The organism is Streptomyces umbrinus, from assembly GCF_030817415.1.
In the GTDB taxonomy this organism is placed as follows: Bacteria; Actinomycetota; Actinomycetes; order Streptomycetales; family Streptomycetaceae; genus Streptomyces; species Streptomyces umbrinus_A.
This window is the reverse complement of sequence record NZ_JAUSZI010000002.1, coordinates 5,589,411-5,604,461: the sequence shown is the minus strand read 5'-3', so window position 1 is coordinate 5,604,461 and position 15,051 is coordinate 5,589,411. Positions and strand designations below refer to the sequence as shown.

The following is a 15,051-nucleotide window of genomic DNA, read 5'->3' as shown; positions in this document are numbered from 1 at the left end:
AATCATGGCAAACTCGGCATAAAAAGTTGACCTGTTCAGACATTCGGACGACTCCAATTCTCATGAAGCAGTTCGGCATGGAGAAAAAGGGAAAACAAGGAGTCGTCGTGCAGCAGCGCCCCTCACCTCTCGTCGGCCGGCAAGGCGAAGTCGAGGACGTGGCCGAGGCGTTACGCACCACCGGACACACCACCGGGCAGGCCTCCGGGCACGCCACCGGTGCCGCGGCTCGGACCCTGCTCGTCACCGGTGGCGCCGGAACCGGCAAGACCGCCGTGGTGGAGCAGGCGCGGCAGCTGGTGGTCCAGGAGGGCGCCAAGGTCCTGCGGCTCGACTGGGAATCCGGCGAGGGTCCGGCGGGCGGTACCGCCGCTCTCACGGACGCCGTCTGCGGCGTACTCGCCAAGGTCCATGACGGCCGGCTGCCGGCGCGTATCGCCGCGGTACGCCGGGTGCAGGCGCGGGCCGGCGGCCCCGGCGGTGAAGTGGCCCTGCTGTCCACCCTGGGCGAGGTGCTGGCGGACGCGGCCCGTGAGGTCCCCTTCGCCCTGATCCTCGACAACGCCGAGCGGATGCCGGCCCGGACGGCCTCCGCGCTGGGGCTGTTGTTGCGCACGTTCCGTCCGGCGGGCGTGCCGGTGGTGATGGCCGGGCGGCCGATGAGCCCGGGGCACGTCGCCGGTGCGCAACTGCCCGCGGCGGCCGACCGGGTGCTCGAACTGCCGGCGCTGTCGTCGGCCGATGTCGGTGAGCTCGTCGCGCGACGGCTGGGCCGCCCCGTCCAACCCGAGCTGGTGACGGCGGTGCTGGCTTCGCTGGGTCCGCTGGCGGGCAGTCCGGCCGCCGTGCTGTCGGTGCTCGCCTCGCTGGAGGAGTGCGGCGGCCTGCTCGAACTCGACGGCCAGGTGTGCCTGACCGTGCCGGAGGGCGGGCTGCGGCTCAGGGCGGACGTCGCGGAACTGGGCCGGCTGTGCTGGCCGGACGCGTCACCGGACGCCGGCACGGTCGGGGCGGCGGCCGTGCTTGCCGCTCTGGTCGAGCAGGCCGAGGTACGGCTTGAGGACCTGCACCGCGTGAAGTCGCCGGACGGGCCGCTCCAAGCCGTCGGCCGTACGGTGGACAGGCTGGTCGGGGACCGGGTGGTGACGGTCGGTCAGGACGGCCGGATCGCGTTCGCCGTTCCCGCGCTCGCGGCGGCGCTGCGGACGCTGCCCGCCCGCGGCGAGGTGCGGTCGTTGCACGCCACGATCACCGGACTGGTGACGGACCGACTGGGCGCCACCGCGGCGGGCACGCGGCGGCCGCGGCTGGCCGGCCATGTGGCGGCGGCGGGCGCGATGATCGACGACGGCCTCGCGGTGCCGCTGCTGCTTGCCGCGGCCGGCAGCAGTGTCAGGTTCAACCAGGCCTGGGCGGTGCGCAGTTACCACTCGGTGTTGCGGCACCTGCCGCCGCACGACCCCAGGACACCCGGCGTGCTGCACGAGTCCGCCGGTCTGAGCCTGCGGCACTGCGACCACATCGGCGTACTGGCGCTCGGCGAGCCGCTGCTCGCCTGTCTCGACGTGCCGCACGGCGACGAACGGGGGGACCGCGACGAACGGGGGGACCGCGACGAACGGGGGGACCGCGAGGACCGCGGCGACCGCCGGGACCGGGACGGTCTGGAGTGGGTCACGCGGGCATGGGCTCTGTCGGCACTGCACGAGCACCGGTCCCCGTACGACGATGACGCCGACCCCCGATACCGTGCGGCGCTCCAACGGGTGCCCGCCGCGGAGGTGTTGGCGGCGGTCGGTGGACGGTACGGGATCGGCCCGAGCACGCCGACGGCCTTCCGGCCGGGGGAGGCCGCGCAGGAGTCCGGCTCCGGCTCCGGGCCGGTGCCGTCACCCGCGGAAGTGCGGCTGTTGGCCGCCGCCGTGGGCAGTGGCGCCGAGTTCGAGCGGGCCCGGCGGGGTGTGCCGGGGGACGCCCTCGGCGAGGCGGCCCTGGACCGGTTGCGGAACGCCGCCGCGTACGGGGATCTGGCGGGTGCTCTTGAGGCCGTGCTCGGTGAGCGGTACGTCGTGGCGGGGGAGAGCACCGCCGTCCGGTACCACTCCATGGTGCGCCACTACCTGACGGGGGACTGGGACAGCGCTCTGTCGTGCGCCCGCCGGATCGAGACGCGGGGCCGGTCGGGCCGCGCGGCCGGCGTCGGACAGCTGGCCCGGGCGCTGGCGGCCGAGATCCAGCTCATGCGCGGGGAGTTGGGACGTGCCCGCGAGTGGCTGGACCTGATCCCGGACTCGGCCGGCCATCCGCTGGTGGCCCGGGCTCGGCTCGGCGTCCGGTACTGGTCGGGGCAGGTGGACAAGGCTTTGGCGGGCAAGGTCTTGGTGGACGAGGCTTTGGAAGCGGCTCGGCACGACGTGCGGCGGGCGCGCGAGAGCGGACTGCTCGCGGGCCTCGACCGGGTGCTGCTGCGCATGCTGTCGATCACGGTGCGGGGCGACAGCCCGGAGGCGACGCGGCGGACCCTGGCAGAACTGGAGGCGCTGTACGAGGAGGCCGCCTCGCCCATGACGTACGAGGCGGTGCTCGTCGCCCGCGGGATGGTGCACGGTGACGCGGACAGCGCGCTCGCCGCGTACCGGTTGGTGCAGCGGCGGGTCGATCTGCCGTTGAGCGTGGACTGCTGCCAGTGCCTGACGGACGTCGGCGACGACCCCCAGTCGTGGCTGGACGAGGCGACGCGGAGCGGGCACGCGCTGGGCATGGGGCGGCCCGTCCGCAGCCTGCTCGGCGCGGCGGCGCGGCGGCGGAACGTGTCGATCCCCAGGCGCCGTGCGGTCCGGACCGGGCTGAGCGATCGCGAGGTGCGGCTGATCGGCATGGTGAGCGACGGATCCACCAACCGGCAGATCGCTGCCCGGCTGGCGTGCAGCGAGAAGACCGTGGAGCAGCGGCTTTCGCGGCTGTTCCAGCGGACGGGCTGCCGTTCCCGGGTGGAGCTGGCCGCGGCCTGGCTGGACGGCAGCCTGGCGCGCCAGGGCTTGGTGCCGGGGCACCAGGCCCCATGGCCAGATCCCAAAGGCAGATCCCAGGGACCCTAGGTCCCATGGGTGTTCTCGAAGTCCGGCCTCGGTTCCTCGGGCCTGGGCGGTCGGCCGCCCAGGAACATGGTGTCGAACGCCCCCGCCCCGTGATAGCTGAGCTGAATCGTCGGGCTCTCGTCCCCGGGGCGGCGTGCCCAGTCGACTCGGGGGTCCCGTCGGGCGTCGGGCCGGAGCGGTGGGTGCCGGGGTGTTGTCGGCCGGGCGGTCTCGAAGGCCGCCCAGGCCTCGAACGCGTGGGCCGGTGTGCTGTCCGTCGGCTCTCCGACCGTGGACACGGTGGACACGCCGACTGTGGGCGGGAGTTGGGACGGGTACGGGGCGTAGGCCGGGTACGGGGGTGCTCCGGCACCGGCGTTGTCCTGTCGGCGCTGTTCGTCCTGCCAGCGGAGTTCGTGCGGCCCGCGGAGGTCGTCCTCCCGCGGTACGGGCTTTTTGCCGCTGTCGCTCGTCATCACCACCGTGACGCCGATGATGATCAGGAGGAGCCCGGGGACGGTCGCGGGCGCGACGCCCTGGTCCATCAGTGACCAGGCCATGAGCGCGGCCACCGGGGTCTCCAGGAGGAGGAGGACACTCATCGTCGTCGCCGATGTCCTGCCGAGGACGAAGTTCAGTGCGCCGAGCCCCAGCAGCTGCGGGAGGATGAGCAGTCCGAGCAGCGACAGTTGTGTGGTCCTGTCGAACCCGGTGAGCGGGATGTCGAACAGCCAGCAGGCGGCGAGCAGTTCGATACCGCAGACCAGCGAGGTGACCGTCGAGTACAGGGGCGTGCTCACGTCCGCCCGTGACTTCTCGCTCAGCGCCGCGTATCCGGCCTGGGCGACGGCCCCGGCGAGGGCGAGCAGGTCCCCCAGCAGTGCCGTACGGCTGCCGGACTGGATGTCCACACCGGCGGCCGCGGCCGCTCCGATCACGGCGAGCGTGAGACCCGCCCATGTCCTGCGGGATGCCCGGACGCCCTGACCCGCGGCGATGAGGGCCTGCCAGACGGGCTGGGTGGCGACGAGCGCGGTGGACATGGCGACCGAGGTCAGCTGCGTACTCGTCATGAAGGCCGCGAAATGGAGGGCGAGTGCCGTGGCCGCGAGGAAGCCGAAGACCATGGGCCGCCACTGTTCGGGGCGCAGCAGCCCGCGCTCGCCACGCACGACGCGCACCACCTCGCGGCGGCGCAGTATCAGGAGGAACGGCCCGAGGGTGGCGAAACCCAGGGCGTTGCGCCAGAAGGCCATGGCGAGCGGCGACGCGGTGGCGGCGGCGGTGAGCGGGGCGGTGGCGGATATGGAGACCACGGCGATCGCCATCGCGGCTATGGAAAGCGGATCGATTCTGGATTTCACTCGCGGAACTGACTCCGATTCGAGCATGGGGGGTCGCGGAACGGGCAGTGCTCGGCATGGGGGAAGCCATCGGTCCGCCTCTTGGCGGTACGGACTGTAGGGGACGGTCGGCTCGGCGCCAGCCTTGTTCAAAAGCCGCTCAATGCCCGTTTCACGGGCGGTGGAAGTGGCTGCCCGGGGCGCTGATTCGTGCGACGGAGTGCCGGTTCGCCGAGGGCCCGTAGCGCCGGTCGCGGCGATGTCCGCGCTGCTCAGAGACTCGTTGGCCGGAGGTGAACGGCCGGGTCGCCGACTTGTCACCGGTGAGGGAAAGAGCTGTCGCCGAAATCGAAATTCGGCGGCGTCCCCGACCGTGTCTCGCGCTCACCCCGATCTGAATTCGGCCCGTCTGTGCAGTGCGCAGCGGACTGGCGGGCAATGAAATTCAACGAGGTCGTGCCGGCGTCGATGCCCCACCGCGGTGCCTGACCGGAATGCCGGGAGGCCCCGCGGCGGGGGCATCTTTTACCGCGACAGGACGATCCGGGTGACCGCGACCGTGCTGCCGATGCTCCACGGAGTACGGGTCACCCGCTGACCCGGCCCTCCCGCACGGGCAGACCCGCCGCCTCCGCGATGACGCGGGCCGTGCGCAGGCCCTCGCGGTGGGCGCTTCCGGAGTGGGCGGGGCGGCAGCGGCCGAGTTCGGAGGCGTACTCGGCCATGACCGCGCCCGAGTGGTCCGTGGTGAGCACCGTGAGCGGCGCCGGACGGCCGCAGGCGGCCAGGACCGCCTGGAACTCTTTGGCGTTGGCGAAGTCGCAGACCCGGTCCGCCGTGCCGTGCACGAGGTGGATGGGCAGCGGCGGGGCGGAGGCGCAGACGGCCATCGGGGAGGGCAGGCCGAGCAGCGGCTCGGGCTGGTTGTAGCGGGCGGCGATGCCGACCACGGCGGCCGGGCGCCAGCCCTCCGGCGGGTCGGGGCGCAGGGCCGTGGCCATCGCGGCCCGGCCGCCGAGCGACCAGCCGACGAGGACGACCTTCGCCGGGTCCCGTACGAAGTCCCAGGTGAAGCGGAGGGACGCCTCGAGGTGGGGGCGGCCGCCGTCGGGGGCGTCCGGGTGCCAGTCGGGGACTATGACGGTGGCGCCCAGGCGGGCCACCTCCGCGGCCAGGGCGCCCAGGACGTCCCGCTCGGCCGGGCCGCGCCCGTGCCAGAGCAGAACCGTCGGGGCGTCCGCGGCGGCGGCGCGATGGATGTCGAGGAGCTGACCGTCGGAGGAGTAACGGACGGTGTCCATGACTGCGGTGCTCATGGGGTTCCCCTGTCTTTACGGCGGATCAGCGGCCCGCGACCCGGTCGGCGATACGCGCGATCCGGGACGACTGTGCGGCATGGGTGGTGAGTTCGCGGCGGTCGGCGGCTCGATACGTCGCGTACATGCCGTGTACCCCGAGCCAGCGGAAAGGCTCCGGTTCCCACTTGCGGACCTTGTGTTCGACCCAGGGGAGGGTGGTGAGGTCGGTCGCCCCGGATTGGCCGGAATCCTGCTGGATCAGGTCCCGGAGGGTGCGTGCGGCGAGGTTGGCCGTGGCGACACCGGAGCCCACATAGCCGCCGGCCCAGCCGAGGCCCGTGGAGCGGTCCAGGGTGACCGTGGCGCACCAGTCGCGCGGGACACCGAGCACGCCCGACCAGGCGTGGGCCACGGCGACGGAGGAGAGCTGGGGGAAGAACCGGACGAGGATCTCCCGCAGGGCGCGGACCGTCGACGCCTGCGTACGGCCGTCGTTGTCCGTGCGCGAACCGAAGCGGTACGGGACCCCGCGGCCCCCCAGCGCGATGCGGTCGTCGGCGGTGCGCTGGGCGTACATGTAGGCGTGCGCCATGTCGCCGAGGGTCTCGCGGCCCTCCCAGCCGATGGACTCCCACTGCTCGGCGGTCAGCGGCTCGGTGGCGATCATCGAGGAGTTCATGGGGAGCCAGGTCCGCTTCTGGCCCTTGAGGGAGGCCGTGAAGCCCTCCGTGCAGCGCAGGACGTACGGGGCGCGGACCGTGCCGTACGGCGTGACGGCGTGCTTGGGTCTGATCTCGGTGACGGGCGTCGACTCGTGGATCGTGACACCGAGCGCCTCGACGGCCGCCGCCAGGCCCTTGAGCAGCTTGACGGGGTGGAGGCGGGCGCCGTGCGGGGTCCAGGTGGAGCCGACGGCGTCCGCGACCTTGATCCGCTCGGCGGTCTCGCGCGCGCCGTACAGCTCGCGGTCCTTCTCCCCGTACGAGAGCTCCGTCTCGTGGAAGGCCTTGAGGCGGGCCAACTGAGCCGGGGTGTAGGCGACTTCGAGTACGCCGCCCCGGTGGACGTCCGCGTCGATGTCCTCTTCCCCGGTGACCCGCACGACCTCGGCGACCGTGGCGTTCATGGCCTCCTGGAGGCGTACGGCGGCCTCGTGGCCGTGCAGGCGCGCGTACCGGTCGCGGCCCGCGATGCCGTTGTAGAGCCAGCCGCCGTTGCGGCCGGACGCCCCGTAGCCGCAGAACCGCTGCTCCAGGACGGTGATCCGCAGGAAGGGGGCGGCCTTCTTCAGGTAGTACGCGGTCCACAGGCCGGTGTAGCCGCCACCTACGATCACCACATCGGCGCTCGCGTCCCCCGGGAGGGGCTCACGGGGCGCCGGGAGTCCGTCCTGCGCGTACCAGAACGATATGCCGCCGTTGACTACGGTGCGGGGCCCGTCGGCGGTGCGGGGCGTGTGCGCCGCGCGTGCCGTGTCGGTCGCGCGGTCCGCGTTCTCCGTGCTGCTCATGCGCGGGACGTTAGCTTCTCCGGGTGGCGGGTGTCTCCCTCGGATTCCATGGTTGCGTGAGGTGATGGTCATGGTTCGGTATGCGCGGCTGCTGGAGCGGGGCGAGGAGTTCCTGGAGCGGTGGGGGCTGCGGCAGGAGGGGACGCCCATGAGCGGGCAGGTCTCGGTCGTGCTGCCGGTGGTGCGCGAGGACGGCACGCGGGCCGCGCTGAAGCTCCAGGACGTGGACGACGAGACCGTCGGCGAGGGCCTCGCCCTGCGGACCTGGGGCGGCGACGGGGTCGTACGGCTACTTGAGGACGACGCGGAGACGGGCACGCTGCTGCTCGAACGGCTCGACGAGGGGCGGCCGTTGGCCGCCGTGACGGATGTGATGGAGGCCACCGGGATCCTCGCGGAGCTCCTGGCACGGCTCACGGCCGTGCCGGCGCCTGAGGGGCTGCGGACGCTGGACGGGGTCGTCGCGGGGATGTTCGAGCGGTTGCCGGCCGTCCTCAAGTCCCTTGAGGGGCGAGGTGGGGCCGAGGACGACCGGCGGCTGCTGGAGGACTGCGCGGCGGCCGTGCGGGAGGTCGCGGGCGAGCCCGGGGACCGGCTGCTGCACTGGGATCTGCACTTCGAGAACGTCCTCGCGGCCGAGCGTGAACCGTGGCTCGTCATTGATCCGAAGCCGTTGGCGGGAGACCCGGGGTTCGAACTGCTGCCTGCGCTGTGGAACCGGTACGGGGAGGGGCAGCAGGCGCGGCGCTTCGATCTGCTGACGGAGACGCTGGGGCTTGACCGGGAGCGGGCCCGGGCCTGGACGCTCGGGCGGGTGCTGCAGAACTCGTTGTGGCAGGTGGAGGAGGGGGAGGGGCTGGACGTTGAGCAGGTTGCGATTGCGCGGGGGCTGCTTGGGCGTTGAGGTCGGGGGAGGAGGGGGCGCTTGGGCGTTGACTTCGGCTGACGGCCCGGATATTGGCTCTGACCGACGGCAGCGTCGTCGTAGCCTGCCCGCATGATTCGTACCGCGACTCCCGCAGATGTGCCCGTGATCCACTCCATGGTTCGTGAACTGGCCGAGTACGAGAAGGCGTTGGAGGAGGTCCGGGCCACCGAGGAGCAGTTGCGCGAGGCGCTCTTCGGGGAGCGGCCTGCCGCGTTCGCGCACATCGCGGAGTCGGCGGACGGCGAGCCGGTCGGGTTCGCACTGTGGTTCCTCAACTTCTCGACGTGGCGCGGCGTGCACGGGATCTACCTGGAGGACCTGTACGTACGGCCGCAGGCGCGGGGCGGTGGGTACGGGAAGGCGCTCCTCGGGGAGCTGGCCCGGATCTGTGTGGAGCGGGGGTACGAGCGGCTGGAGTGGGCCGTACTCAACTGGAACAAGCCGTCCATCGACTTCTACGAGGCGTTGGGGGCCCGGCCGCAGGACGAGTGGACGGTGTATCGGCTGACGGACGGGGCGCTTGCGGAGTTGGGGCGGGGCGGCGGGGGCTGAGCGTTACGGTTCCAGGATCACCTTGCCGATGGTGTTCCGCGTCTCCAGGGCCCTGTGTGCGGCTGCCGCCTGTGAGAGCGGGAAGCGTTGGACTGCCGGGGTGAGGCGGCCTGCGGCGGCCTCGGCGAGGGCTCGTAGTTCCAGGGTGCGGATGGGGTTGGGGCCGCCCGTCTTCTGCGTCATCACGGGGCCCAGGACCGATTCGGATACTCCCTCCACGAGGTACGGGGTGCCGTCGTGCAGGCCGGCTCCGGACCAGCCGAAGACCAGGTGCTTGGCGTTGGAAGCTGTCAGTAGCGCTACCGACTTGCGGGCCGTGTCGCCGCCCACGCCGTCGAAGACGATCGTGGCCCTGCGGTCGCCGAGGAACCGTCTCACCTGGTCCGGCCAGTCCGGGTCCTTGTAGTCGACGGCCAGGTCCGCGCCGTTCTTCTCGACCCGTGCCACCTTCTCGGGGCCTCCCGCCAGGCCGATCACCGTGGCGCCCGCGTGCTTCGCGTACTGCACGAGGAGAGTGCCGATGCCGCCCGCCGCGGCGGGGACGATGGCCACGGAGTCGGGGGTCAGGTCGGCGAACTGGAGGATCCCCATCGTGGTACGGCCCGTGCCGATCATCGCGACGGCCTCCGCGAAGTCCAGGTTCGCGGGGATCTCGTGGAGGCGGTCCACGTCCGTGACCGCCAGTTCGGCGTAGCCGCCCGGGTTGAAGCCCAGGTGTGCCACCACGCGTTTGCCCAGCCAGAGGGACGCGACGCCCTCGCCGAGGGACTCGACCGTGCCGGCGACCTCGCGGCCCGGGATCGTGGGGAGGGCGGGCAGCTCCGGGAGCGGGCCCTTGATGCCCGCCCGGATCGCCGTGTCCAGGAGGTGTACGCCCGCGGCGGCGACCTGGATGCGGGCCTGGCCGGGGGCTGGGCGGGGGGCGTCCGTTCGCTCGTACGTGAGGTTCTCGGCCGGGCCGAAGGTGCGGAGGCGGATGGCTTGCATGGGGATCCTTGGGTGGAGTGTTGGGCGGGGCTCTCGCTTTGGGGGTGGGGGTTTCGGTTTTCGGCTCTCGGTTTTTGGCTCTTGGCTCTCGGTTTTGGCTTTCGGTTCCGGGTTGGGTTCGGGGTGGGTGTGGGTTGCGGTGCGGTTTGTTCGTTGCCACCAGCGTTCAACCTCAAGCGTGCTTCAGGTCAAGGGCCGACCTCGTTCGCGTGCCCAGTGCCAGTGACACCGCCTCCAGCGCGCTGTTGAACGAGACTTCGGAGAGCACGCCCGGCGCCGCTACCTGGTCGCCCGCCAGGTAGACGTCGTTTCCCCGGTCGATGCGGGGGCGGTCCCGCCAGCTCGTACCGGGCAGGTCCACCGCGCCGGTGCGGCCGTTCGCCAGCGCCTCGCGGCGGTACGTCACTCGGTCGCGCCAGGCCGGGAACGCCAGGTCCAGGAGTTCCTCGGCGCGGGCGATGCCGTCCGCGCGGGACTCGTGCGGGGCGATCGGGATCTGGCCCTGGAGGAGTTGTTCGCCCGCCGGGGCCAGCGAGCGGTCCTGAGCCGTGAACCGTTCGATCCAGCCCGGGGCGTCGAGGTCGGAGACTGCGAACGCGTCGCCCCTGCGGGTACGGACCGCCAGGTCGATCAGGGCCGCGCGGCCGCTCGTCCACGTCAGGGAACTGTCCCTGAGGAGGGTGCGGGCCGCGTCGAGGGAGGTGGCGACGATGACCGGGCCGTGGTCGGTGGGGAGTTCGTCGACGCGGGCCAGGGTTTCCACTCGTACGCCCAGGTTCCAGGCCCGGGCCGCCATCCTGTCGATCACGCTCGCCCAGCCGCCGCGCGGGTAGTGCGCCTCGGGGGGCAGCTTTGTCGCGCGGCGCAGGCGTTCCTGTACGAACGCGGCGGAGAGGGCGCCCGGGTCGTGGTGGAAGAGGGCGACGGCGGAGTAGTGGGCCGCCGCGGTTGCGCCCTCGTCGCCGGCGATGTTTGTTGCCCAGGTCCTGAAATCCTGGTCCACGGGGGCCTGTTCGGCCGTGCGGCGGAGGAGTTTGAGCATCGCGAACGGTGGGGTGCGGCGGAGGGTGCCCTTGTGGCGGAGGCGGAGGCGGGCGGCCTCCAGGGGTGGGAGTGGGGCGAGTTCGCCGATCAGGTTGCGTTGGCTGAGCCAGGTCCAGTGGGGGCCGCCCTTGTAGAGGGCGTGGGGGCCCTCGTTCGTTTTGTACGGGCCCTCGGTGGTGCGGGCTCGGCCGCCGAGGGTGTGGTGGGCTTCGTACACGGTGACCTTGGCGCCTGCTTCCGCGGCGGTGATGGCCGCGGTGAGGCCGGCGAAGCCGCCGCCGACGACGGTGATGCGGTGCATGGGCTTGGGTCTCCTCTGGTCCGGGGGCTGTGTTCCGGGTGCCTGGGGTTCGTTGGGCGGTTCCTCTCCTCTATGACTCCTCGGAGGCTTCGGAATGTGACATCGGGGGGTGTTTTGGCTGGTCAGGGGGATTGTCGGTGGGTGGGTGCAGGATGGGGGGATGGTGAGGAACGTGGCGAAGGCGGGAGCGAAGGTGGGCGTCAAGAAGGCTCGGCGGCCTGAGGTGCGGTTGCCGCCGCTTGAGCCTTTTGGGGGTGGGGGGCTGGAGCCTGACGGGGACTATGACGGGCTGCGGTTCAGTGACGTCGACTTTGTGGGGCAGGACGGTGGGGGTGCGCGGTTCATGGACTGTGCGCTGGTGGGGTGTGCGGTGGATGAGACTCGGCTGCGGGGGGCGCGGGTGCTGGACTCTGTGCTGAGTGGGATCCGGGGGGTGGGTACGGATCTTGGGTCTTCGACCTTCCGGGACGTGGAGGTTGTTGATGCCCGGCTGGGTGGGGTGCAGTGGCACGGGGCCGTGCTGGAGCGGGTCGTTGTGCGTGGGGGGAAGATCGACTACCTGAATCTGCGGGAGGCCCGGCTCAGGGATGTCGTGTTCGAGGGGTGTGTGCTCGTCGAGCCGGACTTCGGGGGTGCTCGGCTGGAGCGGGTGGAGTTTGTGGACTGTGTGCTGAAGGGGGCGGACTTCACTGGGGCGACGCTCGTGGACGTCGATCTGCGGCGGGCGGCCGAGGTGGAGGTCGCGCGGGGGGTTGATCGGTTGGCGGGGGCCGTGATCAGTCCGGCTCAGTTGATGGATCTGGCGGGGGTGTTCGCGGCGGAGATGGGGGTTCGGGTGGTGGGGGTGGAGGTCTGATACCGCCTGCCGGTTGGGGTGGGGCGCGGGCCGTGCCGGTACGTCGAGTCCGCCGCTCTCCGGGTATACGGCCGTGGGTTTGAAGGGCACCGCCCTACGGAGGAGCCCTATGCGGCGGACTTCGACGCACCGACACGGCCCGCTCCCGTGCGTTGTCGGCTGCGGTGCGTCCCCGACGGCTCTTCGGGTGTCGGCGGGCGCCTTTTGGGCGTGGCCGCGCATATTCAGCCCGTCCGGCGTTTGAGGACGAGGCCGTTCAGGCCGATCGGGGGTCTGGAGGCGGAGCCCCCAGGGCGGTCACACTGGCTCAGGGCACCCGGGGAAAGCGGGCCTCAAGACTCCAGATCGCCGGGTTCTCGCGGAGCGCCTCGTGGAGGTCGGTCAGGTCGGCCAGGAGGTCGTGGAGGAAGTCGCGGGCCTCGCGGCGGAGTTCGGCGTGGGAGAAGGTGAGCGGGGGCTCGTCGCCGGGCATCCAGTCGGACTCGATGTCGACCCAGCCGAAGCGGCGCTCGAAGAGCATGCGGTCGGTGGACTCGGTGAAGTCGAGTTCGGCGCGCTGGGGGCGGGAGGCGCGGCTGCCGAGGGGGTCCTTGTCGAGTTGCTCGACGATGTCGCACAGGGCCCACGCGAAGTCGAGTACGGGCACCCATCCCCAGCCTGTGGACAGCTCGCGGTCCGCCTTCGTGTCGGCGAGGTAGACGTCCCCGCAGAACAGGTCGTGGCGGAGGGCGTGGACGTCCGCGCGGCGGTAGTCGGTCTGCGGGGGGTCCGGGAAGCGGGCGGAGAGGGCGTAGCCGATGTCGAGCACGTGGGTGATGGTGTCATGTCGTCTTAGGATCACCGTCGTGCCCCGATCTGTGCCCGTTGGTCCAGCGACCGCCGCCGTTCTGCTCGTGCTCGCCCTCGTCGGCTGCGACGGAGGGGTGCGGGGGACCGCGGGTGCGTCCGGGGTGCGGGATCCGTACTTTCCCAAGGCTGGGAATGGGGGGTACGACGTCACCCACTACGGGCTGACTCTCGACTACGACCCCAAGGCGCGGCGGCTGACGGGGAAGGCGGAGATCACGGCTCGGGCGGAGCAGGATCTGAGTGCGTTCGACCTTGATTTCAAGGGGATGGCGGTCGAGTCGGTGGACGTCGATGGCAAGCGTGCTCGCTTCAACCGCAGTGGTGGGCAGGAGCTGGTTGTCCGGCCTCGTGACGATCTTGATGGAGGGGCCGTGTTCACCACCGTTGTCCGTTACTCCGGTTCGCCGGTGACGATCACCGATCCGGACGGTTCGGAGGAGGGCTGGCTGCGGACGGAGGACGGGGCCCTCGGGCTGGGGGAGCCGACCGGGTCCATGGCCTGGTTCCCCGGTAATCACCATCCGAGTGACAAGGCCACGTACGACATCAGGGTCACTGTGCCCGAGGGGCTGAAGGCCGTGTCCAACGGGGAGTTGCGGAGTGAGGTGACCAAGCGGGGGCGGACCTCGTTCGTCTGGCACGTGGGGGAGCCGATGGCTTCGTATGTGGCGACGGTCGCCGTGGGGGAGTACGAGGTGCGGCGGTCCAAGGGGCCGCACGGGCTGCCTGTGTATGTGGCCGTGGATCCCGGTCAGGCGAAGGCGAGCCGTGAGGTGCTCGGTCGCATTCCCGAGGTTGTGAAGTGGGCCGAGCTGAATTTCGGGGCGTATCCCTTCTCGTCGGTGGGCGCCATTGTCGAGAGGGAGGATGACGCCGGGTACGCGCTGGAGACGCAGAACCGGCCCGTGTTTCCCGGTGCTCCGAGCGTCGAGCTGCTCGTCCATGAGCTGGCCCATCAGTGGTACGGGAACTCCGTCACCCCGAAGACCTGGCGGGACATGTGGCTGAACGAGGGCTTCGCCACGTACGCCGAGTGGCTGTGGGCGGAGGACCATGGCGGCGACTCGGCCCAGGACGTTTTCGATGCCCTGTATGAGGGCGACTACTTCGACAGCCGGGAGGACAGCGACGCCGTCTGGGCCTTTCCACCCGCGAAGCCCCCGAACGCGGCCCGTATCTCCGACAGTCCCGTGTACGAGCGGGGCGGGATGGTGCTGCACAAGATCCGCCAGAAGGTCGGCGACGACACCTTCTACGACATCGTCCAGGGCTGGGCCGCCACCCGCCGCCACGGCAACGCCGACACGGACGACTTCACGGCGTACGTGGAGAAGAAGGCCCCGGGTGAGGATTTCTCGCGGATCTGGGCTGACTGGCTCTACGGGGAAGGCAAGCCGGACCAGCCCTGAGGGGTGAGCTCCGTCAGCCCCTTGCGCTGCTCGTCCGTGTCGCCTGGAACAGGCCGAAGAGTGTCTGGACCGCGCCGATGACCATCATGACCACCCCGGCCTTGCCCAGGGAGACGAACGAGATCTCCACTCCGTCGGCGAACAGTTTCAGGGCCAGGCCGGCCAGGAGGGTCGCGGACCCTTCGGCCAGGTTCTTGGTGGCAGGACTCACTGGTGGGCTCGCTTCCCGTGGACGCTCCGACGCACCGGTTGCCTGGACGCAGGCCCGGAGTGGATGCGTCTCATCTTAGGAATGGCCAGGTCAGCGGGGCGTCGGTCGTGTGGACGAGTTGCCACTACATCGTTCGAGGGAGTTGGGGAACCTACCGCTTCTCTAGCGCAGGATTTTGCGCAGTACCGCGCAGGGGCGGCCCAGTTGGCGGTCCTTGCGGTGGCCGATGGTCTCGTAGCCGATGGTTGTCCAGAAGGCGAGGGCCCCGGGATTGTTGTCGAGGGCGGCCAGGCGTACGGCGTCCCGGCCCGCCTCGCGGAAGCGGTCCTCGATGTGGGTCGCCAGTTGTCTGCCGTATCCCTTGCCCTGTTCTTCCGCGGCCACCAGCAGCAGGCCGATCCACGGGTCGGGGTCCGTCGGGTCGGGGTGGTGGGCGAGGGTGATCGCCACGGCGGCGAGCTGTCCGGCGCTGCGCGCCAGTAAGACGTCCACATCTGGGTTCGTCAGCTCGTCGGCCAGCGCCGTCGCCACCTGTTCCGGGCGGATGTCCTGAGGGTCCGGGAAGTCGCCGCTGAGGGCGTAGAACTCGTGGTTCGACGCGTAGAGCGCGGTGAGTTCGGTGAGGAGAGGGCCGGGGAGGTCGTGGTCCGGCGTGAGGGCGAGGGGTTCGATGATCACCCGCCGCA

13 protein-coding genes are annotated in these 15,051 nt (G+C 71.2%); 5 read left to right on the top strand and 8 right to left on the bottom strand.

Annotation, left to right across the window (positions count from 1 at the left end):
- The first annotated feature begins 107 nt into the window (after positions 1-107).
- Positions 108-3,098 (top strand): helix-turn-helix transcriptional regulator, encoded by a 2,991-nt coding sequence (locus QF035_RS24390; protein ID WP_307522684.1) that lies wholly within the window; start codon positions 108-110, stop codon positions 3,096-3,098.
- Here the strand turns inward: QF035_RS24390 and QF035_RS24385 are convergent.
- The 3 genes from QF035_RS24385 to QF035_RS24375 all read right to left on the bottom strand — a co-directional run bounded on the left by QF035_RS24385 (position 3,095) and on the right by QF035_RS24375 (position 7,228).
- Complete coding sequence (locus QF035_RS24385; protein WP_307522683.1) at positions 3,095-4,405, bottom strand: DMT family transporter; 1,311 nt, start codon at positions 4,403-4,405, stop codon at positions 3,095-3,097. The genes QF035_RS24390 and QF035_RS24385 overlap by 4 nt on opposite strands.
- 602 nt (positions 4,406-5,007) lie before the next feature.
- Positions 5,008-5,736, bottom strand: coding sequence for an alpha/beta hydrolase (locus tag QF035_RS24380; protein WP_307522682.1), 729 nt, complete (start codon positions 5,734-5,736; stop codon positions 5,008-5,010).
- Between the two features lie 25 nt (positions 5,737-5,761).
- Positions 5,762-7,228: an NAD(P)/FAD-dependent oxidoreductase gene (locus QF035_RS24375; RefSeq protein WP_307522681.1), complete on the bottom strand. Its 1,467-nt coding sequence runs from the start codon at positions 7,226-7,228 to the stop codon at positions 5,762-5,764.
- A 70-nt stretch (positions 7,229-7,298) separates the two neighbouring features.
- Here QF035_RS24375 and QF035_RS24370 point away from each other — a divergent pair, with 70 nt between their 5' ends.
- The gene (locus tag QF035_RS24370) at positions 7,299-8,132 is read left to right on the top strand and encodes an aminoglycoside phosphotransferase family protein (protein WP_307522680.1); all 834 of its coding nucleotides are present in this window, start codon (positions 7,299-7,301) and stop codon (positions 8,130-8,132) included.
- 93 nt (positions 8,133-8,225) lie between these two features.
- On the top strand, positions 8,226-8,708 hold the full coding sequence (locus QF035_RS24365) for a GNAT family N-acetyltransferase (protein ID WP_307522679.1): 483 nt from the start codon (positions 8,226-8,228) through the stop codon (positions 8,706-8,708).
- A 3-nt stretch (positions 8,709-8,711) separates the two neighbouring features.
- On the opposite strand, the gene QF035_RS24360 is transcribed toward QF035_RS24365, so the two are convergent.
- Together QF035_RS24360 and QF035_RS24355 are read right to left on the bottom strand one after the other, a co-directional pair.
- Complete coding sequence (locus tag QF035_RS24360; RefSeq protein WP_307522678.1) at positions 8,712-9,695, bottom strand: zinc-binding dehydrogenase; 984 nt, start codon at positions 9,693-9,695, stop codon at positions 8,712-8,714.
- 172 nt (positions 9,696-9,867) lie between these two features.
- Positions 9,868-11,040 carry an NAD(P)-binding protein gene (locus QF035_RS24355; RefSeq protein WP_307522677.1) on the bottom strand — a complete coding sequence of 391 codons (1,173 nt, stop codon included), beginning with the start codon at positions 11,038-11,040 and terminating at the stop codon, positions 9,868-9,870.
- Positions 11,041-11,200: 160 nt separating this feature from the next.
- Between QF035_RS24355 and QF035_RS24350 the strand changes: the two genes are divergently transcribed.
- Entirely contained in the window at positions 11,201-11,896 is a 696-nt protein-coding gene (locus tag QF035_RS24350; protein WP_307522676.1) for a pentapeptide repeat-containing protein, read from the top strand.
- 307 nt (positions 11,897-12,203) lie between these two features.
- Here the strand turns inward: QF035_RS24350 and QF035_RS24345 are convergent, their stop codons facing one another.
- Entirely contained in the window at positions 12,204-12,704 is a 501-nt protein-coding gene (locus tag QF035_RS24345) for a hypothetical protein (RefSeq protein WP_307522675.1), read from the bottom strand.
- Positions 12,705-12,741: 37 nt separating this feature from the next.
- Between QF035_RS24345 and QF035_RS24340 the strand changes: the two genes are divergently transcribed.
- Positions 12,742-14,154: a M1 family metallopeptidase gene (locus QF035_RS24340; RefSeq protein WP_307522674.1), complete on the top strand. Its 1,413-nt coding sequence runs from the start codon at positions 12,742-12,744 to the stop codon at positions 14,152-14,154.
- Positions 14,155-14,167: 13 nt separating this feature from the next.
- Here the strand turns inward: QF035_RS24340 and QF035_RS24335 are convergent, their stop codons facing one another.
- Positions 14,168-14,365, bottom strand: a complete 198-nt coding sequence (locus tag QF035_RS24335) for a DUF5708 family protein (protein WP_307522672.1) — start codon at positions 14,363-14,365, stop codon at positions 14,168-14,170.
- A gap of 162 nt (positions 14,366-14,527) precedes the next feature.
- Positions 14,528-15,043 (bottom strand): GNAT family N-acetyltransferase, encoded by a 516-nt coding sequence (locus tag QF035_RS24330; RefSeq protein ID WP_307522671.1) that lies wholly within the window; start codon positions 15,041-15,043, stop codon positions 14,528-14,530.
- Positions 15,044-15,051 lie beyond the last annotated feature (8 nt).